Source organism: Klebsiella spallanzanii, assembly GCF_902158555.1.
Classification (GTDB): Bacteria; Pseudomonadota; Gammaproteobacteria; order Enterobacterales; family Enterobacteriaceae; genus Klebsiella; species Klebsiella spallanzanii.
In genome coordinates this window covers 374018-397313 of record NZ_CABGGS010000012.1, presented here as the reverse complement: position 1 = coordinate 397313, position 23296 = coordinate 374018, and the positions used below count along the sequence as shown (strand labels likewise).

Below are 23296 nucleotides of genomic sequence, written 5' to 3'. Positions count from 1 at the left end.
CCCTCACCGGACTGATTCTCAACTCACATCCGGGACGTCGGTTCCTCTTCAACTGGGAAGATTGCCGAACTGAAGGCATCATTAGTAGCTTGAAATAATACGGGCATTGGCCGGTATTGTATGGCCAGCAAGAGAGAGCAGGAACAACACTATGTTTGAAAAGCGTCACCGTATTACGTTGTTATTCAACGCCAACAAAGCCTACGACCGCCAGGTCGTTGAGGGCGTTGGCGAATATTTACAGGCATCGCAATTGGAATGGGACATCTTCATTGAAGAAGATTTCCGGGCGCGAATTGAAAACATTAAGGAGTGGTTAGGCGACGGCGTTATTGCCGATTACGACGACCCGGAAATTGAAAATCTGCTGATCGACGTTGATGTCCCTATCGTCGGCGTTGGCGGCTCTTTTCATCGCCCGGAATGCTATCCGCCGGTTCACTATATCGCCACCGACAACGCTGCGCTGGTTGAAAGCGCCTTCCTTCACCTGAAGGAAAAAGGCATCAATCGCTTCGCTTTTTACGGCCTGCCCACGACCAGTTGCAAAGGCTGGGCAGCCGAGCGTGAACATGCGTTCTGCCAGCTTGTCGCCAGGGAGAAATATCGCGGCGTGGTGTATCAGGGCCTCGAAACGGCCCCGGAGAACTGGCAGCATGCGCAAAATCGCCTCGCTGACTGGCTGCAAACCCTGCCGCCGCAAACCGGCATTATCGCCGTCACCGATGCGCGCGCGCGCCACATATTACAGGCCTGCGAACGGCTACATATCCCGGTGCCGGAAAAACTGTGCGTTATCGGCATTGATAACGAAGAGCTTACACGCTACCTGTCGCGCGTGGCGCTATCGTCCGTTGCCCAGGGGACCCGTCAGATGGGCTACCAGGCAGCAAAGCTGCTGCATCGTCTGCTGGAAAATGAAGACCTACCGCTTCAGCGTCAGCTTATCCCTCCGATGCGCGTGGTAGAACGCCGTTCCACCGACTACCGCTCGCTAACCGACCCGTCAGTGATTCAGGCGATGCACTATATCCGCAATAACGCCTGCAAAGGGATTAAGGTCGAACAAGTACTGGACGCCGTCGGTATCTCACGCTCCAACCTTGAAAAGCGCTTCAAAGAGGAAGTGGGTGAGACGATTCACACGGTGATCCACAGCGAGAAGCTAGAAAAAGCGCGCAGTCTGCTGGTGTCGACGACGCTGTCGATTAACGAAATATCTCAGATGTGCGGCTATCCGTCGCTGCAATATTTCTACTCGGTATTTAAGAAAGAGTACGACGTGACGCCGAAGGAGTACCGCGACCGGCACAGCGAAGTGATGATGTAGAACGCAAAGAAAAATGCCCGGGCTGGCGCGCCGGGCATTAAATGATATGTATGAGCAATTACATGTGTGCGGCAATCAACCGCTGGTTATCCTGATACATCGCGAAGAGATAGTTGTTATAGCTCGACCCTTTGGTCGAATAGCCCTTCAGCTTATGAATCATCGTGCTGGCGGTCAGTTCCTGATCGGCCTTGCGCATCTGCGCACGCGATTTACGGAACGATGAATAAGCCGGATGCGTATTCAGGTTTCTTACGTAAGCCTGAACGGACTCTTCCACAGAATCAAACTGTGAGTAGCCTTTCACCGCACCGCGACAGTTTCCACCGCCACACTTCATACCAAACAGATTGTTGTTAACCCGCGCCAGTTTCGACGTTCCCCAGCCGCTTTCCGCCGCCGCCATGGTAGCCACCATGCTGTTCGGGATAATGTCGACGCGCTCAAGCAGTGAGTTCCATGGAATATGGCGGGTATTGCCAGACCATTTCACTTTATAGCGAGAGGCGATCTCTTTCAGGCGCGTACGCTCGGTCGGCGACCAGCGCGCATCATACTGCTTCGATACCAGCCAGTTACGATCGGCAGTAATCACCTGATTCTGTTTCGTAATATAAGGCATTACCGTCCGGAGAAACGCTTTTTTCCTTGGTGTCCCGGAAGGGTATTTTCGCAAATCAGGAAGTGAACTGCTCTTTACACTATTGCGAGAATACTCTTGTTTACTGCTTACCTTGCTTACTTTAACGGTACTTTTCTTTTTAACAATTGGGGCTTTATGACTCGTTGTTGCTGTGTGTGTTGTTGCCAGCACACTACCTGAAAATATGCAGGTAAGTAACATGAGTATCGCAGCCCCATATCGTCGAATGGGAGTCGATATCATTAGGTCTCCTGGTCGGATGCAATCATTCCAACGCCTTGTTTTTCACAAAAAATCGATAGTTGAATCGCGAATAGTATCAAAAATACCCAGATGACGCACCCACAGAAATAGTCCAATTCCTAAAAGCTGTCATCTGAAATCGGTTTCTGCGCCATCACAAAGAGGTGAAAATGCGAGTGCTATCTCATTTTTTGTCCATTTTTTGAGCGCGATCACTCACCCTTATTCATCCTCCCTGGAAAAGCACAGACGGGATGAGTTCATTAGACAAACAGGCGCGCAAACTGAACAAAACACCGCACACAGGACTCCGGAATGAAACTCGCTGCGCTTGCGTCGCTGCTGTTGCCTGGGATGGCCTTCGCCGCCTGGACCACCGCAGATTTCCCCGCCTTTACCGAAGAAGGCACCGGTAGATTTATCAGTCAAAACGAGGTAGCAAAGGGTACGCGCCCTCTGCGAATTAATTTTGACCAACAGTGCTGGCAGCCCGCTGGCATCATCAAACTCAACCAGATGCTTTCCATGGAGCCCTGCCGCGACCCGGCTACGCAGTGGCGCGTATTTCGCGATGGTCGCTATACTCTGGAAGTCGATACCCGCTCGGGTACGCCAACCCTGATGGTCTCCCTGGAAGAGAAACAGACTGCCGCCGCCACCGCGCCGCAGCTGAAGCAGTGCCCGAAATGGGATGGCAAACCCCTGACCATCGACGTTGGCAAATCCTTCGCTGAAGGCAGTAAAGTTCGCGACTTCTATAGCGGCAATATCGCCACCGTCAGCGGCGGCAAAATCACCCTACAACCGGCGTTTAACAGCAATGGCCTGCTGCTGCTTGAACGTGCGGAAACAGAAACCGCCGCGCCGTTCAACTGGCACAACGCTACCGTCTATTTCGTTCTGACCGACCGCTTTGTGAACGGCAACCCGGCCAACGACAATAGCTATGGCCGCCACAAAGACGGCATGCAGGAAATCGGCACCTTCCACGGCGGCGACCTGCAGGGGCTAACCAGCAAACTTGATTATATTCAGCAGCTCGGCGTCAACGCGCTGTGGATCAGTTCACCACTGGAGCAAATCCACGGCTGGGTCGGCGGCGGCACCAAGGGCGATTTCCCGCACTATGCTTACCACGGCTATTACACCCAGGACTGGACAAAACTGGACGCCAACATGGGGACGGAAGACGATTTGCGCCGTCTCGTCGATGAGGCCCACAAGCGTGGGATCCGCATTCTGTTCGACGTGGTGATGAACCATACCGGCTACGCGACTCTGGCAGACATGCAGGAGTTCCAGTTCGGTTCTTTGTACATCCAGGGCGACGAACTGAAAAAGACTTTAGGCGAGCGCTGGACCGACTGGAAGCCACGCGCGGGTCAGAGCTGGCACAGCTTTAACGACTACATCAACTTCAGCGATAAAGCCGGATGGGAGAAATGGTGGGGTAAAAAATGGATCCGCACCGATATCGGCGACTACGACAACCCCGGGTTTGACGATCTAACCATGTCACTGGCCTTCTTGCCGGACCTGAAAACCGAATCCACGGAGCCTTCTGGCCTGCCGAACTTCTATCGCCATAAACCAGATACCGCAGCCAAAGAGCTCCCTGGCTACACGCCACGCGATTATCTGACCCACTGGCTGAGCCAATGGGTGCGTGACTACGGTATTGACGGTTTCCGCGTCGATACCGCCAAGCACGTTGAGCAGGCCGCCTGGCAGCAGTTAAAAACCCAGGCGACTGAAGCGCTGGCAGAATGGAAAAAGGCCAACCCGGAAAAAGCGCTGGATAACGCGCCGTTCTGGATGACCGGCGAAGCCTGGGGCCACGGCGTAATGGAGAGCGATTACTATCGCCACGGTTTTGACGCGATGCTGAACTTTGATTATCAGGATCAGGCGGCAAAAGCGGCAAGCTGCATGGCCAATATGGATCTGACCTGGCAGCAAATGGCGGAGAAGCTTCAGAGCTTCAACGTCTTAAGCTATCTCTCTTCACACGATACCAGTCTGTTCCGTGAAGGTGGCAGCACGGCGGCAGAACTGCTGCTGCTCGCGCCAGGAGCAGTGCAAATCTTCTACGGCGACGAATCCTCACGGCCATTCGGCCCGACCGGTTCCGATCCGCTGCAGGGCACGCGTTCAGACATGAACTGGCAGGACGTCAACGGTAAAGCCGCGCGCAGCGTGACCCACTGGGAAAAACTGGGCCAGTTCCGCGCCCGTCATCCGGCCATTGGCATGGGTAAACAAACCACACTATCAATGGCCAAAGGTTACGGCTTTATCCGTGAAAATGGTGATGACAAAGTGATGGTAGTGTGGGCAGGTCAGCAGTAGCTCTCTGTCAAACGGCTCCCCTGACGATCGGGGAGCCTTTTCAGGATAAACAGCCAAAAATCACGCCACCTACAGCATAAAAACAAAATATCTTCCCGATACCTCGATTTGCACCCTGTCTGCACTGGCGTTATGGTTACCCACTTTCCTGGGATACCGACAGATTAATCGCGATGACATTTTCACTTTTTGGCGACAAATTTACCCGTCATTCGGGCATCACCCGCTTGATGGAAGACCTCAATGACGGCCTGCGTACGCCGGGCGCCATCATGCTGGGCGGCGGCAATCCCGCACAGATTCCGGAAATGAATGATTACTTCCACAGCCTGCTGACCGACATGCTGAATAACGGCAAAGCCCTTGATGCGCTTTGTAATTATGACGGTCCGCAGGGGAAAAGCGAGCTGCTGACCCTGCTGGCGAAAATGCTGCGCGACGAGCTCGGTTGGGAGATCGAGCCACAGAATATTGCACTGACAAACGGCAGTCAGAGCGCGTTTTTCTACTTATTTAATCTCTTCGCAGGCCGTCGTGCGGATGGAACCACCCGTAAGGTGCTGTTTCCGTTGACGCCTGAGTACATCGGCTACGCCGACTCCGGCCTCGAAGAAGACCTGTTTGTCGCCACACGTCCGAACATTGAGCTGCTGCCGGAAGGCCAGTTTAAATATCACGTGGATTTCGAGCATTTGCAGGTAACGGACGAGACGGGGATGATCTGCGTTTCTCGCCCCACCAACCCCACCGGCAACGTTATTACAGACGACGAGCTGATCAAGCTGGATGCGCTGGCCAATCAGCATGGCATCCCGCTGGTGATTGATAATGCCTATGGCGTTCCGTTCCCGGGGATTATTTTCAGCGACGCCAGGCCGCTGTGGAATCCGAACATTGTCCTGTGCATGAGCCTCTCCAAGCTGGGCCTGCCGGGTAGCCGCTGCGGAATTATCATCGCTAACGAAAAAATCATCACCGCTATCAGCAATATGAACGGCATTATCAGCCTCGCCCCCGGTGGAATGGGGCCTGCCATGATGTGCGAGATGATTAAGCGCAACGATCTGCTGCGCCTGTCAGAAACGGTGATCAAACCGTTCTATTACCAGCGCGTACAGGAAACTATTGCCATTATTCGCCGCTATCTGCCGGAAGAGCGCTGCCTGATCCACAAACCGGAAGGGGCGATTTTCCTCTGGCTGTGGTTTAAGGATCTGCCGATTTCAACCGAGCTGCTGTACCAGCGCCTGAAAAAGCGCGGCGTTCTGATGGTGCCGGGCGATTACTTCTTCCCTGGGCTGGATAAACCCTGGCCGCACACGCATCAATGCATGCGCATGAACTACGTGCCGGACCCGGAGAAAATTGAAACTGGCGTGAGGATCCTCGCCGAAGAAGTTGAACGCGCCTGGAGTGAACAGGACGCGTAATAAAACGCTGCTGATTCCCGGCTACAGGTTTTCAGCAATCTGCGGACCCGTAGCCCGGACAGGCGCGCAAGCGCCGCCTCCGGGGAGCGCGCTACATCGCCAGCGCCATTCTCTGTCGACGTTCGGCGCTTATTCTTTCCAGCTCCATCGGCTCCATGCAGTACAGCGCCTGGGTCGGGCATGCCGCCACGCAGGCCGGGCCTTCTTCGCGATGGCTGCACAAATCGCACTTCAGCGCCTGTACGCCATCATCCACCCGCATCACGGTCATCGCGCCATAGGGGCACGCCACCATGCAGCTTTTACAGCCAATGCAGCGACGCTGATCCACGCGCCAGACCGAGTTTTCCCGGCGGATAGCACCTTCAGGGCAAGCATTGGCGCAAGGAGCGTCCTCACACTGGCGGCACAGCGTCGCCGTCGAGAGATCGTCGTTTTTCACCACGCGGATCCGCGGCGCAAAGCGCGTGGCGGATACGCCAGAACAGTCCTGGTCCTGCTGATGGGACACCACGCAGGCGACTTCACAGGTACGGCAGCCGATACACTTTTGCGCATCCGCGATAATAAACCGGTTCATCCTTGCTCCATTGGGGATAAAAACGCAGAGTGCCAGAAAAAACCGCTCCCGCGCCTTGATCCTGAATGGAATCAGCGGCTTTTTTCTCAGATATCCGGGACAATTTGGTCATTTGCCTTAGCTTTCTCGCACGGTAAAGCCCAGTTCGCGAGAAATCGCCTCTGCCGTATCGCGCAGCGGCTTCAGCAAATTCTTTTCTCCAATCTGCTTAAGGCGCGATGTTGATAAGGAGATGGAAATCGCGTAGGGCACTCGTCCATGAATATCGAAAACGGGCACCGCCAGGCAGGAAACGCCCAACTCGTTCTCTTCCCTGTCCATCGCCATATTGCGCTCGCGGATCTGCGCCAGCTCATCATGCATCTCAGGCAGGGCGGTAATGGTATTGCGGGTCAACGTCTGAATAATATCCTGATGCGAATTCCAGTAGCTTTCAACATAATCAGGGTGGCCAAACGCCATATAAATTTTACCCATTGCCGAGCAGTACAGCGGCATATGCTGGCCAATATAGGCCCGCGTGCGCAGCATGCCGGTGGTCGGTTCCAGCTTATAAATCAGGATAGCGTGGTCATCTTCACGGCTGGAAAAATTCACCGTCTCGCCGGTGGCCAGATTAAGCGCCTCAAGGTGCGGTGCCGCAACGTGGATGATATTTAGCGATGACAGGGCTTTTTGGCCGACAGCAATAAACTTTGTCGTCAGGCGATAGCTCCCGGCCGCCGGGGCTGGCGTCACGTATCCGCAGGATTGAAGCCCCTGCAATAAGCGATGGACGGTACTTTTGTTCAGGCCCGCCAGTTCCGACAGATGCGCCAGCGGACAGCCGTTTGGATAATTACTCAGAATCTCAATCAGCATTAACCCTCGGAACAGGCTCTGACTCCCCGCGGGCTTCTCTTTATCTTGCACCATTTCGCACTCTTTTGTGACCATCGCTTCTGCTCCCCATTTTTGTCGCGCTCTGATGGTAGCGCAAAGTGTGTTTCAGTTCACGATCTGAACCAAAAAAACATAACCAATTGATTTTTATTATTTTAAAAAACAGATCATCCAGTTGATCTGTCAAAATTTGATCGCTATATTTGAAATCAGATTTCGCATAGTGAAATTTAAAGATAAAAAATCGATCAAAACTAACCAGGTAAACATGAATGAAAGTGACTTTTGAACAGTTAAAAGAGGCATTCAATCGAGTATTACTGGCGCGCGGTGTCGCCGCAGAAACCGCCGACGCCTGTGCTGAAATGTTCGCTCGCACTACCGAATCTGGCGTCTATTCGCACGGAGTGAACCGTTTTCCACGCTTCATCCAGCAACTGGATAATGGCGATATCATTCCTGAGGCGAAGCCACAGCGCATCACCAGCCTTGGCGCGATTGAACAGTGGGATGCCCAGCGTTCAATCGGTAATCTGACGGCGAAAAAGATGATGGACCGGGCCATCGAACTGGCTTCCGATCACGGTATTGGCCTGGTAGCTTTGCGTAACGCCAACCACTGGATGCGCGGCGGCAGCTACGGCTGGCAGGCGGCGGAAAAAGGCTATATCGGTATTTGCTGGACCAACTCCATCGCCGTTATGCCGCCGTGGGGAGCGAAAGAGTGTCGCATCGGGACCAACCCGCTTATCGTCGCCATTCCGTCGACGCCGATCACCATGGTTGATATGTCGATGTCGATGTTCTCCTACGGCATGTTGGAAGTTAATCGTCTGGCGGGACGCGAGCTGCCGGTGGACGGCGGTTTTGATGACGAAGGCAACCTGACCAAAGAACCTGGTGTGATCGAGAAAAATCGCCGCATCCTGCCAATGGGCTACTGGAAAGGTTCCGGTCTGTCGATTGTGCTGGACATGATTGCCACTCTGCTTTCAAACGGTTCTTCCGTTGCCGAAGTGACTCAGGAAAACAGCGACGAATATGGCGTTTCGCAGATTTTTATCGCCATTGAAGTTGATAAGCTGATCGACGGCGCAACCCGCGATGCCAAGCTGCAACGAATTATGGACTTCATCACCACCGCCGAACGTGCCGATGAAAACGTGGCTGTCCGTCTACCCGGACATGAGTTTACCCGGCTACTGGATGAAAACCGCCGCAACGGCATTACCGTTGATGACAGCGTATGGGCCAAAATTCAGGCGCTGTAAGGAGCTAACCCATGATTTTTGGACATATTGCTCAACCTAACCCGTGTCGTCTGCCAGACGCCATTGAGAGGGCGCTCAACTTTTTACGTACCACCGACTTTCTCGCACTGGAACCTGGCGTGGTGGAGATTGACGGCAAAAATATCTTCGCGCAGATTATCGATATGACCACCCGCGACGTCGCAGAGAACCGTCCGGAGGTACATCGCCGCTACCTGGATATTCAGTTTCTGGCGTGGGGTGAAGAGAAGATTGGTCTCGCCATTGATACCGGCAATAACGAAATCAGCGAGTCATTATTAGAACAGCGCGATATTATTTTTTATCACGACAGTGAACATGAATCTTTCTTTGAAATGATTCCGGGAAGCTACGCTATATTTTTCCCACAGGATGTTCACCGCCCAGGATGTCATAAAACTGTCGCCACACCAATTCGCAAAATAGTCGTTAAGGTCGCTATTTCAGTTTTATAAAGGAGCACAAAATGAATTTAAATAATACCGGTTATATTATCGGTGCGTACCCCTGTGCACCCTCATTTCATCAAAAGAGTGAAGAGGAAGAGAAGGAATTCTGGCGACAACTCTCCGATACCCCAGACATTCGCGGACTGGAGCAACCTTGCCTTGAACATCTTCATCCACTTGGTGATGAGTGGTTATTGCGCCATACGCCGGGAAACTGGCAAATCGTGGTCACAGCAATTATGGAGACTATGCGTCGTCGCGGTGAAAACGGCGGCTTTGGGCTGGCATCCAGCGACGAAGCCCAGCGTAAACACTGCGTGGAATACTATCGCCACTTGCATCAGAAGATTAATAAAATCAATACAAATAGCGCCGGAAAGGTGATAGCGCTTGAGTTACATGCCGCCCCCCTGGCGGGTAATTTGAACGTAGCTCAGGCGACTGATGCGTTTGCGCGTTCATTGAAAGAGATTACCAACTGGGACTGGTCCTGCGACCTGGTGCTGGAACATTGCGATGCGATGACCGGTCCCACGCCACGCAAAGGATTCTTACCGTTAGAAAACGTGCTGGAAACTATTGCCGACTATAACATTAGTGTATGTATCAATTGGGCGCGATCGGCGATTGAAGCACGCAACACCACACTGCCTCTGACTCATGTGCAGCAAGCAAAGCAGGCGGGGAAATTGGGTGCGCTGATGTTCTCCGGTACCACGCTAAACGGCGAATATGGTGAATGGCAGGACCTACATGCGCCATTCGCCCCTTTCTGCCCACAGAGTCTTATGACAGCAGAGCATGCCCATGAATTAATGATCTGTGCAGAAACGGATACCCTGCAATTTACAGGCATTAAATTACTGGAAATAAATGCAGATGCCGATGTTGATCACCGCATCGCAATATTACGCGACGGCATCGCTACACTAAACAAAGCAAAATAATAATAAAAGTAGAATCTTAACTCTTCGAGAATATAAAGATGAATACACTTTCTAGCTCTACACAACAAGATATACCGCGCCAACGTTGGCTAAGAATTATTCCACCGATACTGATCACATGTATTATTTCTTATATGGACCGTGTAAACATTGCTTTTGCAATGCCAGGAGGAATGGATGCCGATTTAGGTATTTCCGCCACGATGGCGGGACTAGCGGGCGGTATTTTCTTTATCGGTTATCTGTTTTTACAGGTTCCCGGAGGGAAAATCGCCGTTCACGGTAGCGGCAAAAAATTTATCGGCTGGTCGCTGGTCGCCTGGGCGGTTATCTCCGTTCTGACCGGGTTAATCACTAACCAGTATCAACTGCTGGCCCTGCGCTTTTTACTGGGCGTGGCAGAAGGCGGCATGCTACCAGTAGTGCTGACGATGATCAGTAACTGGTTCCCGGACGCGGAGCGCGGTCGTGCCAACGCAATAGTGATTATGTTTGTGCCGATTGCCGGGATTATCACCGCCCCGCTGTCGGGCTGGATCATCACCGTTCTCGACTGGCGCTGGCTATTTATTATTGAAGGGTTGCTCTCACTGGTTGTTCTGGTGCTATGGGCATACACCATCTATGACCGTCCGCAGGAAGCGCGCTGGATCTCTGAAGCTGAGAAGAGTTATCTGGTTGAAACGCTGGCTGCGGAACAAAAAGCTATTGCCGGAACCGAAGTCAAAAATGCCTCTCTCAGCGCGGTCCTTTCCGACAAAACCATGTGGCAACTTATCGCTCTTAACTTCTTCTATCAGACCGGGATTTACGGCTACACGCTATGGCTGCCAACCATTCTCAAAGAGTTAACCCACAGCAGTATGGGTCAAGTTGGAATGCTCGCCATTTTGCCATACGTCGGTGCCATTGCTGGCATGTTCCTGTTCTCTTCTCTCTCTGACCGTACCGGTAAACGCAAGCTGTTTGTTTGCCTGCCGCTGGCTGGCTTCGCCCTGTGCATGTTCCTCTCCGTAGCGCTGAAAAACCAAATCTGGCTCTCTTATGCCGCGCTGGTCGGCTGCGGATTCTTCCTGCAATCGGCGGCGGGTGTGTTCTGGACCATTCCGGCACGTCTGTTCAGCGCCGAAATGGCAGGCGGCGCACGTGGGGTGATCAACGCGCTTGGTAACCTCGGTGGCTTCTGCGGGCCTTATGCGGTCGGCGTGTTAATCACGCTGTACAGCAAAGATGCTGGTGTTTATTGCCTGGCTATCTCGCTCACTCTGGCTGCGCTGATGGCACTGCTGCTGCCAGCGAAATGCGATGCGGGTGCCGCGCCGGTAAAGACCATGAATCCACGTAAACGTACAGCCTAAAACGATACCCGGTGGCGCTTCGCCAAACTGACCGACAAAGCCGATCAGGCAAGCCTGGCGCCATCCGGTAAACAGAGAAATGAAGATGAATAAACATGAAACCTTCTGGCTGGGTATCGACTGCGGCGGTACTTATTTGAAAGCCGGTTTATATGACGCCAAAGGTCATGAGCACGGAATTCATCGGCAATCATTGCAGACGAAATCGCCACTGCCGGGTTATGCCGAACGAGACATGCTTAAGCTTTGGCAGCACTGCGCCGCGACCATTGCCGGACTATTGCAACGCACCGGCGTATCAGGCAAACAAATCAAAGGCGTCGGCATTTCTGCGCAGGGTAAAGGTCTATTTTTGCTTGATAAGCAAGATCGGCCGCTGGGCAACGCGATACTCTCCTCCGACCGTCGGGCGCTGAAAATCGTCGAGCGCTGGCAGCGTAACAGCATTCCCGAACAACTCTATCCCATTACCCGTCAAACCTTATGGACCGGGCATCCTGCTTCTTTGCTGCGCTGGGTGAAAGATAATGACCCTCAGCGCTATGCACAGATTGGCTGCGTGATGATGGGGCATGACTATCTGCGCTGGTGCTTAACCGGCGTGAAGGGCTGCGAAGAGAGCAATATCTCCGAGTCCAATCTCTACAACATGGCGACGGGCCAGTACGACCCGCGTCTGACCGAGTGGCTGGGCATCAGCGAAATCAACGACGCGCTGCCACCCATCGTCGGCTCAGCAGAAATATGCGGGGAAATCACCGCTCAGGCGGCCGCCATAACCGGTCTGGCGGCGGGTACCCCCGTCGTCGGCGGCCTGTTTGATGTGGTTTCCACCGCCCTTTGCGCCGGTATTGAGGATGAATCGACCCTCAATGCGGTGATGGGGACCTGGGCCGTCACCAGCGGCATCGCTCACGGTCTGCGCGACCATGAGGCCCATCCTTACGTCTATGGCCGCTACGTCAATGACGGGCAGTATATCGTTCACGAAGCCAGCCCGACCTCTTCCGGCAACCTTGAATGGTTCACCGCCCAGTGGGGGGAGATCTCTTTCGATGAAATTAATCAGGCCGTTGCCAGCCTGCCAAAAGCGAGCAGTGAGCTCTTTTTTCTGCCGTTTTTGTACGGCAGCAACGCCGGGCTGGAGATGACCTGCGGTTTTTACGGCATGCAGGCGCTGCACACTCGCGCGCACCTGCTGCAGGCGGTTTATGAAGGCGTGGTCTTCAGCCATATGACCCACCTCAACCGCATGCGTGAACGCTTTACCGAGGTTTGCGCCCTGCGCGTTACCGGCGGACCTGCCCACTCCGACGTCTGGATGCAGATGCTGGCGGACGTCAGCGGCCTGCGCATCGAGCTGCCGCAGGTTGAGGAGACCGGCTGCTTCGGCGCGGCGCTGGCTGCCCGCGTCGGCACCGGCGTATATCGCAATTTCCGCGAGGCCCAACGCGACCTGCAGCACCCGGTGCGCACGCTGCTGCCGGACATGGCCGCGCACGCCCTCTATCAGCGTAAATACCGCCAATACCAGGATTTGATTACCGCACTACAGGGCTATCACGCCCGTATTAAGGAGCACGCATTATGAGCCGACCATTACTGCAACTGGCGCTCGACCACACCAGTCTGGAAGCAGCCCAGCGCGATGTCGCCCTGCTACAGGATCATATCGATATCGTTGAGGCCGGAACCATCCTTTGTTTAACCGAAGGCCTTAGCGCGGTGAAAGCCCTGCGAGCGCAGTGCCCGGAAAAAATCATCGTCGCCGACTGGAAAGTGGCCGATGCCGGTGAAACCCTAGCGCAGCAGGCTTTTAGCGCTGGCGCTAACTGGATGACTATCATCTGCGCCGCGCCGCTCGCCACTGTCGAGAAAGGCCACGCCGTTGCCCAGTCCTGCGGCGGTGAAATTCAAATGGAACTGTTCGGCAACTGGACGCTGGACGACGCCCGAGACTGGTATCGCGTCGGGGTTCGCCAGGCGATTTACCACCGCGGACGCGATGCGCAGGCCAGCGGGCAGCAGTGGGGCGAAGCGGACCTGACGCGTATGAAAGCGTTGTCCGACATCGGCCTTGAACTATCGATTACCGGCGGCATTACCCCAGCGGACCTGCCGCTGTTCCGCGACATTAACGTTAAGGCATTTATCGCCGGACGTGCGCTGTCAGGTGCCACCCATCCGGCGCAGGTCGCCGCCGAATTCCACGCCCAAATTGACGCCATCTGGGGAGAAAATCATGCGTAATCATCCATTAGGTATTTACGAGAAAGCACTGGCGAGAGATCTCAGTTGGCCAGAGCGGTTGGTGCTGGCAAAAAGCTGCGGTTTTGATTTTGTTGAGATGTCGGTGGATGAAACGGATGAACGCCTTTCGCGCCTCGAATGGACCTCGGCTCAGCGCGCATCGCTGGTGAGCGCGATGCTGGAAAGCGGCGTCGCCATCCCGTCGATGTGCCTCTCCGCCCATCGTCGCTTCCCTTTCGGCAGCCGCGATGAAGCGGTTCGCGAGCGGGCGCGTGAAATCATGACCAAAGCCATTCGCCTGGCGCGCGATCTCGGTATCCGCACCATTCAGCTAGCAGGTTACGACGTCTATTACGAAGAACACGACGAAGGCACCCAGCAACGTTTCGCCGAAGGGCTGGCGTGGGCGGTGGAACAGGCCGCAGCGGCGCAGGTGATGCTGGCGGTGGAGATCATGGATACCGCGTTTATGAACTCCATCAGCAAGTGGAAAAAGTGGGACGAGATGCTTTCGTCACCGTGGTTCACCGTTTATCCAGACGTCGGCAACCTCAGCGCCTGGGGGAACGACGTGACCGCCGAACTGAAGCTGGGTATCGACCGTATCGCCGCGATCCACCTGAAAGACACGCTGCCGGTGACCGGTGACAGCCCCGGCCAGTTCCGCGACGTGCCGTTTGGCGAAGGATGCGTTGATTTTGTCGGCATCTTCAAAACGCTGCATGAGCTGAATTATCGCGGTTCATTTCTGATTGAGATGTGGACAGAGAAAGCCAGCGAGCCGGTGCTGGAAATTATCCAGGCCCGCCGCTGGATTGAATCACGGATGCAGGAAGGAGGTTTCACATGTTAGAGCAACTGAAAGCCGAGGTGCTGGCGGCAAACCTGGCGCTTCCGGCGCACGGGCTGGTCACCTTTACCTGGGGCAACGTCAGCGCGGTCGATGAGACGCGCAAACTGATGGTCATCAAGCCTTCCGGCGTTGAATATGAGGTGATGACCGCCGACGATATCGTAGTGGTAGAGATCGCCAGCGGTAAGGTCGTTGAAGGCAACAAGAAACCATCTTCCGATACCGCGACCCATCTGGCGCTCTATCGCCGCTATCCACAGATCGGCGGGATCGTGCATACCCATTCCCGCCATGCGACGATCTGGTCGCAGGCCGGGCTCGATCTTCCTGCCTGGGGCACCACCCACGCCGACTATTTCTATGGCGCGATCCCCTGTACCCGGCTGATGACCGTTGAGGAAATTAACGGTGAATATGAGTATCAGACCGGCGAGGTGATTATTAAAACCTTTGAAGAGCGCGGTCTGGATCCGGCGCAAATCCCGGCGGTATTGGTTCATTCGCACGGCCCGTTTGCCTGGGGTAAAAATGCCGCCGATGCCGTCCACAACGCCGTGGTGCTTGAGGAGTGCGCCTATATGGGGCTGTTCTCGCGCCAGCTGGCCCCGCAGTTGCCGGATATGCAGCCTGAACTGCTCGATAAACACTATCTGCGTAAACATGGCGCGAATGCCTATTACGGACAACGCTAATGTCCACAGGGCTCCCGGCCCGCAGACGGTGATACACCTGTAGCCCGGGCAGGCCCGGGTGCAGAGCGCAGCGTTGCTGAATTTCCCGGAGGCGATGCTGCGCATCTGTCCGGGCTACGAAAATGTGCGGGTTTTGTAGGCCGGGCAAGGCGCCAGCCGCCGCCCGGCAAAAATACATGCACAACCGCTAAACCCTACGCCGAATTAATATGCTCCTTGCAATAACGGCGCTTCCACGCCGCTGGCGTCAGGCTGGTGTGCTTGCGGAAAATTTTGCGAAAATAGCCGACATCGTTAAATCCGCATTTCATCGCCACCTCGGTGAGCGATAACGAATCGCTGATAAGCAGCTTTTCCGCCGCCCTTACCCGCTGGCGATGCAGCGCTTCGGTCAACGTCAGTCGAAACGCATGGCGATAAACGCGCCCCAGATAATCGGCGTTGCAGTGCAGTTCCTGCGCCAGCGTTGAGGCGGAAATCGGCAAATGAAACTGAGTATGAATGATTTGCTGCGCTTTCCACGCCAGCGCGTTGCCGGGACTATCGGCGGGCTGCTCGCTTGCCGCCGCCGAGATTTGCTGCAAAATCAGCAACAGGATCAATTCCAGCGCCACGCTGCGATGAATATTTTCCTGCTCGCGTAAGAATTGCCGGAACAGCGAAATAATATACTGTGGCTCGCTGACTCGCGTGTGCTGAGGAATAGAGAGCAGCGGTTCGCCTTCACCAGAGGTCACTTCAAAATGCAGCCAATAGAATTTTAAATCTGGCGGAAATTGTCCAATGCCAACGTGTAAACGCTGCGGCCAGAGCAGCAAACTTTCCCCGGCATTGACGCTAAAAACCTCGTTGTTTTCACGAATCGTTAATGTCCCTTTTTCCACAAATATTATTTCCCATGAGTGAAGCTGGCGCGCCGGATGGCTACCAATACCGCGGGAAATAAACAACCCGCCATTCTGCACCTTAATCGGAAGAGACATGGATAATTCAAGCATAGATATTCAATTTTCCGCTTTTAGCATCATAAATGACCTCTCATTGTTATTGATTATTCACGATAAAATAGCGTTCTGCCGGATCGAAATCACACTTTTACCATCAAGTCGGAATCGTCACCTTTTTATACTTTTCCCTTCCCTTGTTGCCCGCAATATTTAGTGCAGAATAAATAACGTACTTTGCAAATTACACAATAAAAGCCCATGACTCAGTGGGATATTTTTCCGCACATCATCTCCGGGAGTTATTTATGACTTCGGCTCCGATTACCACAAGCGATTTGGCACAGCGTGCCCAGGACGACAAATTATCCCTCCGGGAAAAAATAGGCTACGGACTGGGCGATGCGGGCGGGACGGTCATTACCTGCCTGATCATGAACTTTTTGACTTTTTTCTATACCGACGTCTTCGGTCTGACGCCCGCGCTGGTTGGGACCATGTTCCTGGCTCTGCGCGTTTTCGACGCCATTTCCGACCCGATCATGGGCGTACTGGCCGACCGTACCCAAAGCCGCTGGGGGCGCTTTCGTCCCTGGCAGCTGTGGATTGCCGTGCCAATCGGCGTGATTGGCGTGCTGACTTTTACCGTACCCGACGCCAGCATGGGGGTAAAAATCGCCTGGGCGTTCGGCACCTATCTGTTGCTGTCGGTGAGCTACACCGCGATTAACGTCCCCTACTGCGCGCTGATCAACACCATGACCACGCGGCATACCGAGGTTATCTCCTGCCAGGCATGGCGTTTCGTCCTGTGCGGCGTAGCGGGATTTCTGGTCTCGGTTGGGCTACCGTGGCTGGTAAAAGCGCTCGGCCAGGGCAACACCGCCCAGGGCTATCAGTATGGCGTCGGCGTACTCTGCGCCATCGCGGTGGTGATGTTTCTGTGCTGCTTCTTCTGGGTTCGCGAACGCGTCTCGCTGGATGTCATGGGGAAATTCACCCTGCGCGAGCATATCGCCGGGCTGCGCAAAAACGACCAGCTGTTGCTAATGCTGGTGATGTCGTTCCTGCTGATCAACGTCTTTAACATCCGCGGTGGCGGCTACATGTACTTCATCACCTACGTGCTGGGCGGCTCTACCGGCTATACCTCACTGTTCTTCACCATGGTGACCTTCGCATCGATTGGCGGCTCCGTCATCATCAACCTGCTGTCGCGCCGTTTCGATACCGTCAAACTCTATTACTACACCAACCTGGTATTAGCGGTGATCGCCTTCGCCATGTGGTTTTTACCCACCGGTCCGGCATACCAGACCCTGTGGCTGGTGGTAATCCTCAGCAACGGCATTATTCTCGGCTTCACCCTGCCGCTGCACTTCTCGCTGATGGCTTTCTCCGACGATTACGGCGAATGGAAAACCGGCGTACGCTCTTCCGGCATGAACTTCGCCTTTAACCTGTTCTTTATCAAGCTGGCATGGGCCTCCAGCGCCGGCATTATTAGCCTCGTCTTTATCTACGTGGCCTACCAGCCGGGCGCGGAAAACCAGACGGCGTCATCGCTGGCCGGGATCGCCTCCATGGAAACCCTGCTGCCCGCCCTGTTCCATCTGCTGCTGGCCTTCTCGATTCGCGCCTGCAAGCTCAATAATCCGATGATGGCGCGCATTGCCAGCGACCTGCGCACGCGTCACGTTCAGTCCTAAGGAGTCCGTCATGTCTGTTATGGAAGTCAATCTGCACAAACTGAAAATTAACGATCCATTCCTCGGTCAATACCAGCAGCTGGTGCGCGATGTGGTGATCCCCTATCAGTGGGATGCGCTTAACGACCGCATCGACGAGGCGGATCCAAGCCATGCGATAGAGAACTTCCGCATCGCCGCCGGACTCCAGGAGGGGGAATTCTACGGCATGGTCTTTCAGGACAGCGACGTGGCGAAATGGCTGGAAGCCGTAGCCTGGTCGCTGTGCCAGAAGCCGGACGCCGAGCTGGAAAAGACCGCCGATGAGGTCATTGAACTGGTGGCTGCCGCCCAGTGCGAAGACGGCTACCTGAATACTTACTTCACGGTTAAAGCACCAGAGGAACGCTGGACCAACCTCGCAGAATGCCACGAACTCTACTGCGCCGGGCACATGATTGAAGCGGGGGTCGCCTTCTTCCAGGCCACCGGCAAGCGCCGCCTGCTGGAGGTGGTCTGCCGCCTGGCTGACCATATCGATAGCGTATTTGGCCCCGGAGAGAAGCAGCTGCACGGCTACCCTGGCCACCCGGAAATCGAGCTGGCGTTAATGCGCCTGTACGACGTGACGCAGGAGCCGCGCTACATGTCGCTGGTGAATTACTTCGTCGAGGAGCGCGGAACCCAGCCGCATTTTTACGATATTGAATATGAAAAACGCGGCCAAACCTCCTACTGGAACACCTACGGCCCGGCGTGGATGGTTAAAGACAAACCCTACAGCCAGGCGCATCAGCCGATTTCCGAGCAGCCGGTCGCCATCGGCCACGCGGTGCGCTTTGTCTACCTGATGACCGGCGTCGCCCATCTTGCTCGCTTGAGCCAGGATGAAGGCAAGCGCCAGGACTGCCTGCGCCTGTGGAAAAATATGGCCCAGCGCCAGCTGTATATTACCGGCGGCATCGGTTCACAAAGCAGCGGCGAGGCCTTCAGCAGCGACTACGATCTGCCAAACGACACGGTGTATGCCGAAAGCTGCGCTTCCATCGGTCTGATGATGTTTGCCCGCCGGATGCTGGAGATGGAGGCCGACAGCCAGTACGCCGACGTGATGGAGCGTGCGCTGTATAACACCGTGCTGGGCGGAATGGCGCTGGATGGCAAGCACTTCTTCTACGTCAATCCGCTGGAAGTGCATCCGAAATCATTAAAATTCAACCATATTTACGACCACGTGAAGCCCGTGCGTCAGCGCTGGTTCGGCTGCGCCTGCTGTCCGCCAAACATCGCCCGCGTGCTGACCTCGTTGGGTCACTACATCTACACGCCGCATGACGACGCGCTGTACATCAACCTGTATGTCGGCAACAGCGCCGAGATCCCGGTAGGCGATGAAACGCTGCGCCTGCGCATCAGCGGAAACTATCCATGGCAGGAGCAGGTGAAAATCGCCATCGATTCATCCACTCCGATCAACCATACCCTGGCGCTGCGCCTGCCGGACTGGTGCGATAATCCACAGGCAACGCTCAACGGCGTGCCGGTAACCCAGAACGTGCGCAGAGGATATCTGCATATTAGCCATCGCTGGCAGGAGGGCGACACGCTGCTGTTAACCCTGCCGATGCCGGTACGCCGTATTTACGGCAACCCGCTGGTGCGTCATCAGGCGGGTCAGGTCGCCGTCCAGCGCGGCCCGCTGGTTTATTGCCTGGAACAGGCAGATAACGGCGAGCAGTTGCATAACCTACAGCTGCCGCGCGATGCGCAGTTCAGCGCGTTTGAAGGCAAAGGGATTTTTGCGCACAAGACGCTTCTCCAGGCGCCAGGCTATAAGCAAGCGGCGGAGGATGCCGAAAGCCAGGCGCTGTGGAATTACGACCGCGCCCCGTCCACCCGTCAGTCGCAAACGCTGACCTTTATCCCGTGGTTTAGCTGGGCCAACCGCGGCGAAGGCGAGATGCGTATCTGGGTGAAGGAAGCAGAAGCTTAAGTGTGAAGATTCCCCGGTGGCGCTGCGCTGACCGGGGCTACCGGATCGCGCATTTTGCATGGGCCGGTAGCCCGGACAAGGCGCATCAAGCGCCGCCTCCGGGAATCGCTTAAAGAAACAACGCCTTATCGCGCAGGATATGGTCGTTGCCGCGACGGCGGGTAAAGCCGATGCGGTCGAAATATTCGAGGATCTGAATCGCCAGCTTGCGCCCGACGTTCAGCGTATCGCGGAAATCGGCCGCGCAGGTTGAGCCTCTTTGCAGATCCAGCTCGCGGATCATTTTGGCGAACGCCACAATCCGATCGTTACGGTAGTAGCGATCTTTAACGATCGCGGTAATCATCCCCTGCTGCGCCGCCTGGCGTAATACCGCGCGCATTAACGACTCTTCCACGTTGGCTTCCCGCGCCAGATCGCGCACCCACCATGGCTCATCGCCAAACAGCCCGGCGACCCGCTGCCAGATGGCCTGCTGTTCGTCGGTAAAGCCCGCTTTATGCTCCGGCAGATGCAGCCAGCCGTGATGGCTGTGGACGATACCGCTTTCGCGCATCTGCTCAATCAGCAGCAGCACCAGCGCTTCATCTTCCATCGGCAGCGCAATACGCCGCAGGCGCTCGCGGCCCGGCCCCGGCTCATCGCGATGCTGATCGTGATAACGCGCCAGGGCGTCGAGCAGCTTGCGCTGCCAGCGCGCGGCCAGCGGGGCGCTAAGCAGACTGTTTCCCGCCCGGAGATAGTCAGGACGGCTAATCAGCGCGTTCAATCCCTCGTCGCTGAGCTGACGCGCCCAGGCAAAATCATCAAGGCGAACCGCATCGCGCTGAAGATGGATATCCAGCGCCTGAGCGTCATCGCCTTGCGTGGCGGCCAGCGCGTGCAGCCACTGTAAGTACTCCGGCTTACGCTTGCCCCGGCGCGGTGGATTGAGCGTCACTACCCGCGCGCCGGCCAGCGTCAGACGTGCGGAAATATCGCGCAGTACCAGGCGATCGTTGTCCGCCAGACGCAGCGGCGTATCCAGCACCAGTTCCGCCAAATCACCCTCCAGCAGCGACACCCGCCCGGTAATATGGCTGGCGGCATGGTGGATATGCAGCGGCTGCCACTGGCTAAGCGGCGTGTGGCACTGAAGCTCAACAATAACGCGTTCGGACGCTTCCGGCGGGGGTACCGAGAGCAGCCAGTCGCCGCGATTCAGCGCCTCTTTTTGCGCATCGCCGACAATGTTCAGGGCAATACGTTGACCGGCCCATGCCTGTCCGACCGGCTGATTCTGAGCATGCAGGCCGCGCACGCGCATCGGCTTATCTACACCGGTCAGCCACAGCGCATCGCCAACGTTAACCTCGCCGGAAAGCGCTGTCCCGGTGACCACCAGCCCCGCGCCTTTGACGGTAAACGCGCGGTCGAGAGCCAAACGGAAGCGTTGATGCTGCGGGTGCGCTCGCGCACAAAGCTGCAGTAAATGCTCGCGCAGTTCGGCAATACCCCGCCCTTCCGTCGCCGCAGTGGCAAACAGGGTCGCCCCGCTAAAACCGAACTCCGCCAGCACCGCATCGATTTCTGCCTTTACCTCCGCGACCCGCACGTCTTCTACGCGGTCTGCTTTAGTCAGCGCCACGGTTAACGTCGGACTCCCGGTAAGCTGAAGGATCGCCAGATGCTCGCGCGTCTGCGCCATCACGCCATCGTCGCAGGCCACCACCAGCAGCGCATGATCGATGCCGCCAACGCCGGCCAGCATGTTGGACAAAAACTTTTCGTGCCCGGGCACGTCGATAAAGCCCAGCACTCGTCCGTCGGGCTGCGGCCAGTAGGCGTAGCCCAGATCGATAGTCATCCCGCGCGCTTTCTCTTCCGGCAGGCGGTCGGCATTGATACCGGTAATCGCCTGCAGCAGCGTGGTTTTGCCGTGGTCAACGTGTCCGGCGGTGGCAATAATCATCTCAATAACATCTCCATAAACCGGGTTTCATCCTCAAGACAACGCAGATCCAGCCACAGTCGGCCATCATAAACCCTGCCAATAACCGGCACGGGCAACAGACGCCAGCGGGCCGCCAGGGCCTCCAGTTGGCTGCCGCGACCATCGCGCGGGGTAAAGGTCAACGCCGCGCTGGGTAAGCGGTCCACCGGCAGCGAGCCGCTGCCGATCTGCGACAGGCAAGGCTCAACCCGCAGGTCAAAATCAGCATAATGTGCCGCCAGCCCGGTCTGCAAACGCTCACCCTGCTGGTGGATCTCATCCGCCTGGCGGGTCAGCAGACGTAGCGTCGGCAGCTCGGTAGCCAGTTCTTCCGGGTGCAAATAGAGGCGCAGCGTAGCTTCCAGCGCCGCGAGGGTCATTTTATCCGCCCGCAGAGCGCGCTTCAGCGGATGGCTTTGCAATTGCGCAATCAGCGCCTTTTTACCGACGATAATCCCCGCCTGCGGGCCACCCAGCAGTTTATCGCCGGAGAAGCTCACCAGGCTGACGCCTGCGGCAATCATCTCCTGCGGCATCGGCTCTTTCGGCAGGCCGTACTGGCTTAAATCAACCAGCGAACCGCTGCCAAGATCGGCGACCACCGGAATATTCAGCTCGCGGCCTATCTCCGCCAGCTCCGCCTCATCAACCGCTTTAGTAAAGCCCTCGATGCTGTAGTTGCTGGTGTGCACCTTCATCAGCAGGCCGGTGTTCTCGTTTACCGCCTGGCGATAATCTTTGGCGTGGGTGCGGTTAGTGGTGCCGACTTCATGCAGGACGCAACCCGCCTGACGCATGACGTCGGGAATGCGAAACGCGCCGCCGATCTCGACCAGCTCGCCGCGCGACACCACCACCTCATTGCCGCTGGCGGTGGCCGCCAGCATCAGCAGCACAGCCGCCGCGTTGTTGTTGACGATGCAGGCATCTTCCGCGCCGGTTATCCGGCACAGCAGATCGGCCAGCGCGCGGTCGCGGTGGCCGCGTCCGGCATCGTCAAGATCGTATTCCAGCGTGACCGGCGAGCGCATCGCCCGAGCCACCGCCTCAACCGCCGCTTCCGACTGAATCGCGCGCCCTAAATTGGTGTGCAGAACGGTGCCGGTCAGATTAAAAACCGGGCGCAGCGCGCTCTGCTGCGTCTGCATCAGACGTCGCGAGGTTTCCTGAAGCCACTCTTCGCACCAGCCCGGCAGCGCCTGGTTCTGACGGATATATTCCCGCGCCTCACCCAGCATCTGACGCAACAGCGTCACCGTCTGAGAGTGACCATATTGCGCCAATAGCGGTGCAAATTCAGGGTCGCGAAGTAAACGGTCGATGGCCGGAAGCCGGGTATAAAGCGCACGAATTTCGGTAGTCATGAATGGGCCTATTTTCCCCCCTCCCGACGGGAGAGGG

General features: G+C 55.9%; 19 protein-coding genes. 13 read left to right on the top strand and 6 right to left on the bottom strand.

From position 1 onward, the window contains the following. The first annotated feature begins 151 nt into the window (after positions 1-151). The gene (gene xylR / locus FN082_RS13060; RefSeq protein WP_142463742.1) at positions 152-1330 is read left to right on the top strand and encodes a D-xylose utilization transcriptional activator XylR; all 1179 of its coding nucleotides are present in this window, start codon (positions 152-154) and stop codon (positions 1328-1330) included. A 58-nt stretch (positions 1331-1388) separates the two neighbouring features. Here the strand turns inward: xylR and FN082_RS13055 are convergent, their stop codons facing one another. After that, positions 1389-2216 (bottom strand): protein bax, encoded by an 828-nt coding sequence (locus FN082_RS13055; protein WP_139538314.1) that lies wholly within the window; start codon positions 2214-2216, stop codon positions 1389-1391. A 315-nt stretch (positions 2217-2531) separates the two neighbouring features. On the opposite strand from FN082_RS13055, the gene FN082_RS13050 reads away from it, so the two are divergent. Together FN082_RS13050 and avtA are read left to right on the top strand one after the other, a co-directional pair. Beyond that, positions 2532-4565 carry an alpha-amylase gene (locus FN082_RS13050; RefSeq protein WP_142981718.1) on the top strand — a complete coding sequence of 678 codons (2034 nt, stop codon included), beginning with the start codon at positions 2532-2534 and terminating at the stop codon, positions 4563-4565. Between the two features lie 173 nt (positions 4566-4738). Then, on the top strand, positions 4739-5995 hold the full coding sequence (avtA, locus tag FN082_RS13045; protein WP_139538316.1) for a valine--pyruvate transaminase: 1257 nt from the start codon (positions 4739-4741) through the stop codon (positions 5993-5995). A 91-nt stretch (positions 5996-6086) separates the two neighbouring features. On the opposite strand, the gene FN082_RS13040 is transcribed toward avtA, so the two are convergent. After that, positions 6087-6575 (bottom strand): 4Fe-4S binding protein, encoded by a 489-nt coding sequence (locus FN082_RS13040; protein ID WP_139538317.1) that lies wholly within the window; start codon positions 6573-6575, stop codon positions 6087-6089. 117 nt (positions 6576-6692) lie between these two features. After that, positions 6693-7511, bottom strand: coding sequence for an IclR family transcriptional regulator YiaJ (gene yiaJ / locus FN082_RS13035; RefSeq protein WP_139538318.1), 819 nt, complete (start codon positions 7509-7511; stop codon positions 6693-6695). Positions 7512-7729: 218 nt separating this feature from the next. Here yiaJ and yiaK point away from each other — a divergent pair, with 218 nt between their 5' ends. The 8 genes from yiaK to araD all read left to right on the top strand — a co-directional run bounded on the left by yiaK (position 7730) and on the right by araD (position 15298). Beyond that, a complete protein-coding gene (yiaK, locus tag FN082_RS13025) occupies positions 7730-8728 on the top strand; it encodes a 3-dehydro-L-gulonate 2-dehydrogenase (protein WP_142981715.1) in 999 nt (332 codons plus the stop codon). An 11-nt stretch (positions 8729-8739) separates the two neighbouring features. Then, the gene (locus FN082_RS13020; protein WP_142981713.1) at positions 8740-9204 is read left to right on the top strand and encodes a YhcH/YjgK/YiaL family protein; all 465 of its coding nucleotides are present in this window, start codon (positions 8740-8742) and stop codon (positions 9202-9204) included. Positions 9205-9215: 11 nt separating this feature from the next. After that, positions 9216-10145: a DUF4862 family protein gene (locus tag FN082_RS13015; RefSeq protein ID WP_142981711.1), complete on the top strand. Its 930-nt coding sequence runs from the start codon at positions 9216-9218 to the stop codon at positions 10143-10145. Between the two features lie 38 nt (positions 10146-10183). Further along, positions 10184-11503, top strand: coding sequence for an MFS transporter (locus FN082_RS13010; RefSeq protein ID WP_142981710.1), 1320 nt, complete (start codon positions 10184-10186; stop codon positions 11501-11503). Positions 11504-11588: 85 nt separating this feature from the next. Further along, positions 11589-13094 (top strand): FGGY-family carbohydrate kinase, encoded by a 1506-nt coding sequence (locus FN082_RS13005; protein ID WP_142981708.1) that lies wholly within the window; start codon positions 11589-11591, stop codon positions 13092-13094. Then, positions 13091-13753 (top strand): 3-keto-L-gulonate-6-phosphate decarboxylase UlaD, encoded by a 663-nt coding sequence (ulaD, locus tag FN082_RS13000; RefSeq protein ID WP_142981706.1) that lies wholly within the window; start codon positions 13091-13093, stop codon positions 13751-13753. The genes FN082_RS13005 and ulaD overlap by 4 nt, the downstream gene beginning before the upstream one ends. Further along, a complete protein-coding gene (locus tag FN082_RS12995) occupies positions 13746-14606 on the top strand; it encodes an L-ribulose-5-phosphate 3-epimerase (RefSeq protein WP_076935849.1) in 861 nt (286 codons plus the stop codon). Before ulaD ends, FN082_RS12995 begins: the two co-directional genes overlap by 8 nt. After that, positions 14600-15298, top strand: a complete 699-nt coding sequence (araD, locus tag FN082_RS12990; RefSeq protein ID WP_142463752.1) for an L-ribulose-5-phosphate 4-epimerase — start codon at positions 14600-14602, stop codon at positions 15296-15298. The genes FN082_RS12995 and araD overlap by 7 nt, the downstream gene beginning before the upstream one ends. A 194-nt stretch (positions 15299-15492) precedes the next feature. Here araD and FN082_RS12985 read toward each other — a convergent pair whose 3' ends face one another. Beyond that, entirely contained in the window at positions 15493-16296 is an 804-nt protein-coding gene (locus FN082_RS12985; RefSeq protein WP_139538329.1) for an AraC family transcriptional regulator, read from the bottom strand. 254 nt (positions 16297-16550) lie between these two features. Here FN082_RS12985 and FN082_RS12980 point away from each other — a divergent pair, with 254 nt between their 5' ends. Further along, positions 16551-17951, top strand: a complete 1401-nt coding sequence (locus tag FN082_RS12980) for an MFS transporter (protein ID WP_139538330.1) — start codon at positions 16551-16553, stop codon at positions 17949-17951. 10 nt (positions 17952-17961) lie between these two features. Further along, positions 17962-19923, top strand: coding sequence for a glycoside hydrolase family 127 protein (locus tag FN082_RS12975; RefSeq protein WP_142981704.1), 1962 nt, complete (start codon positions 17962-17964; stop codon positions 19921-19923). Between the two features lie 109 nt (positions 19924-20032). Here FN082_RS12975 and selB read toward each other — a convergent pair whose 3' ends face one another. Both selB and selA read right to left on the bottom strand, forming a co-directional pair. Continuing rightward, positions 20033-21874 (bottom strand): selenocysteine-specific translation elongation factor, encoded by a 1842-nt coding sequence (gene selB, locus FN082_RS12970; protein ID WP_142981702.1) that lies wholly within the window; start codon positions 21872-21874, stop codon positions 20033-20035. Further along, positions 21871-23259: an L-seryl-tRNA(Sec) selenium transferase gene (gene selA, locus FN082_RS12965; RefSeq protein ID WP_139538333.1), complete on the bottom strand. Its 1389-nt coding sequence runs from the start codon at positions 23257-23259 to the stop codon at positions 21871-21873. Before selA ends, selB begins: the two co-directional genes overlap by 4 nt. Positions 23260-23296 lie beyond the last annotated feature (37 nt).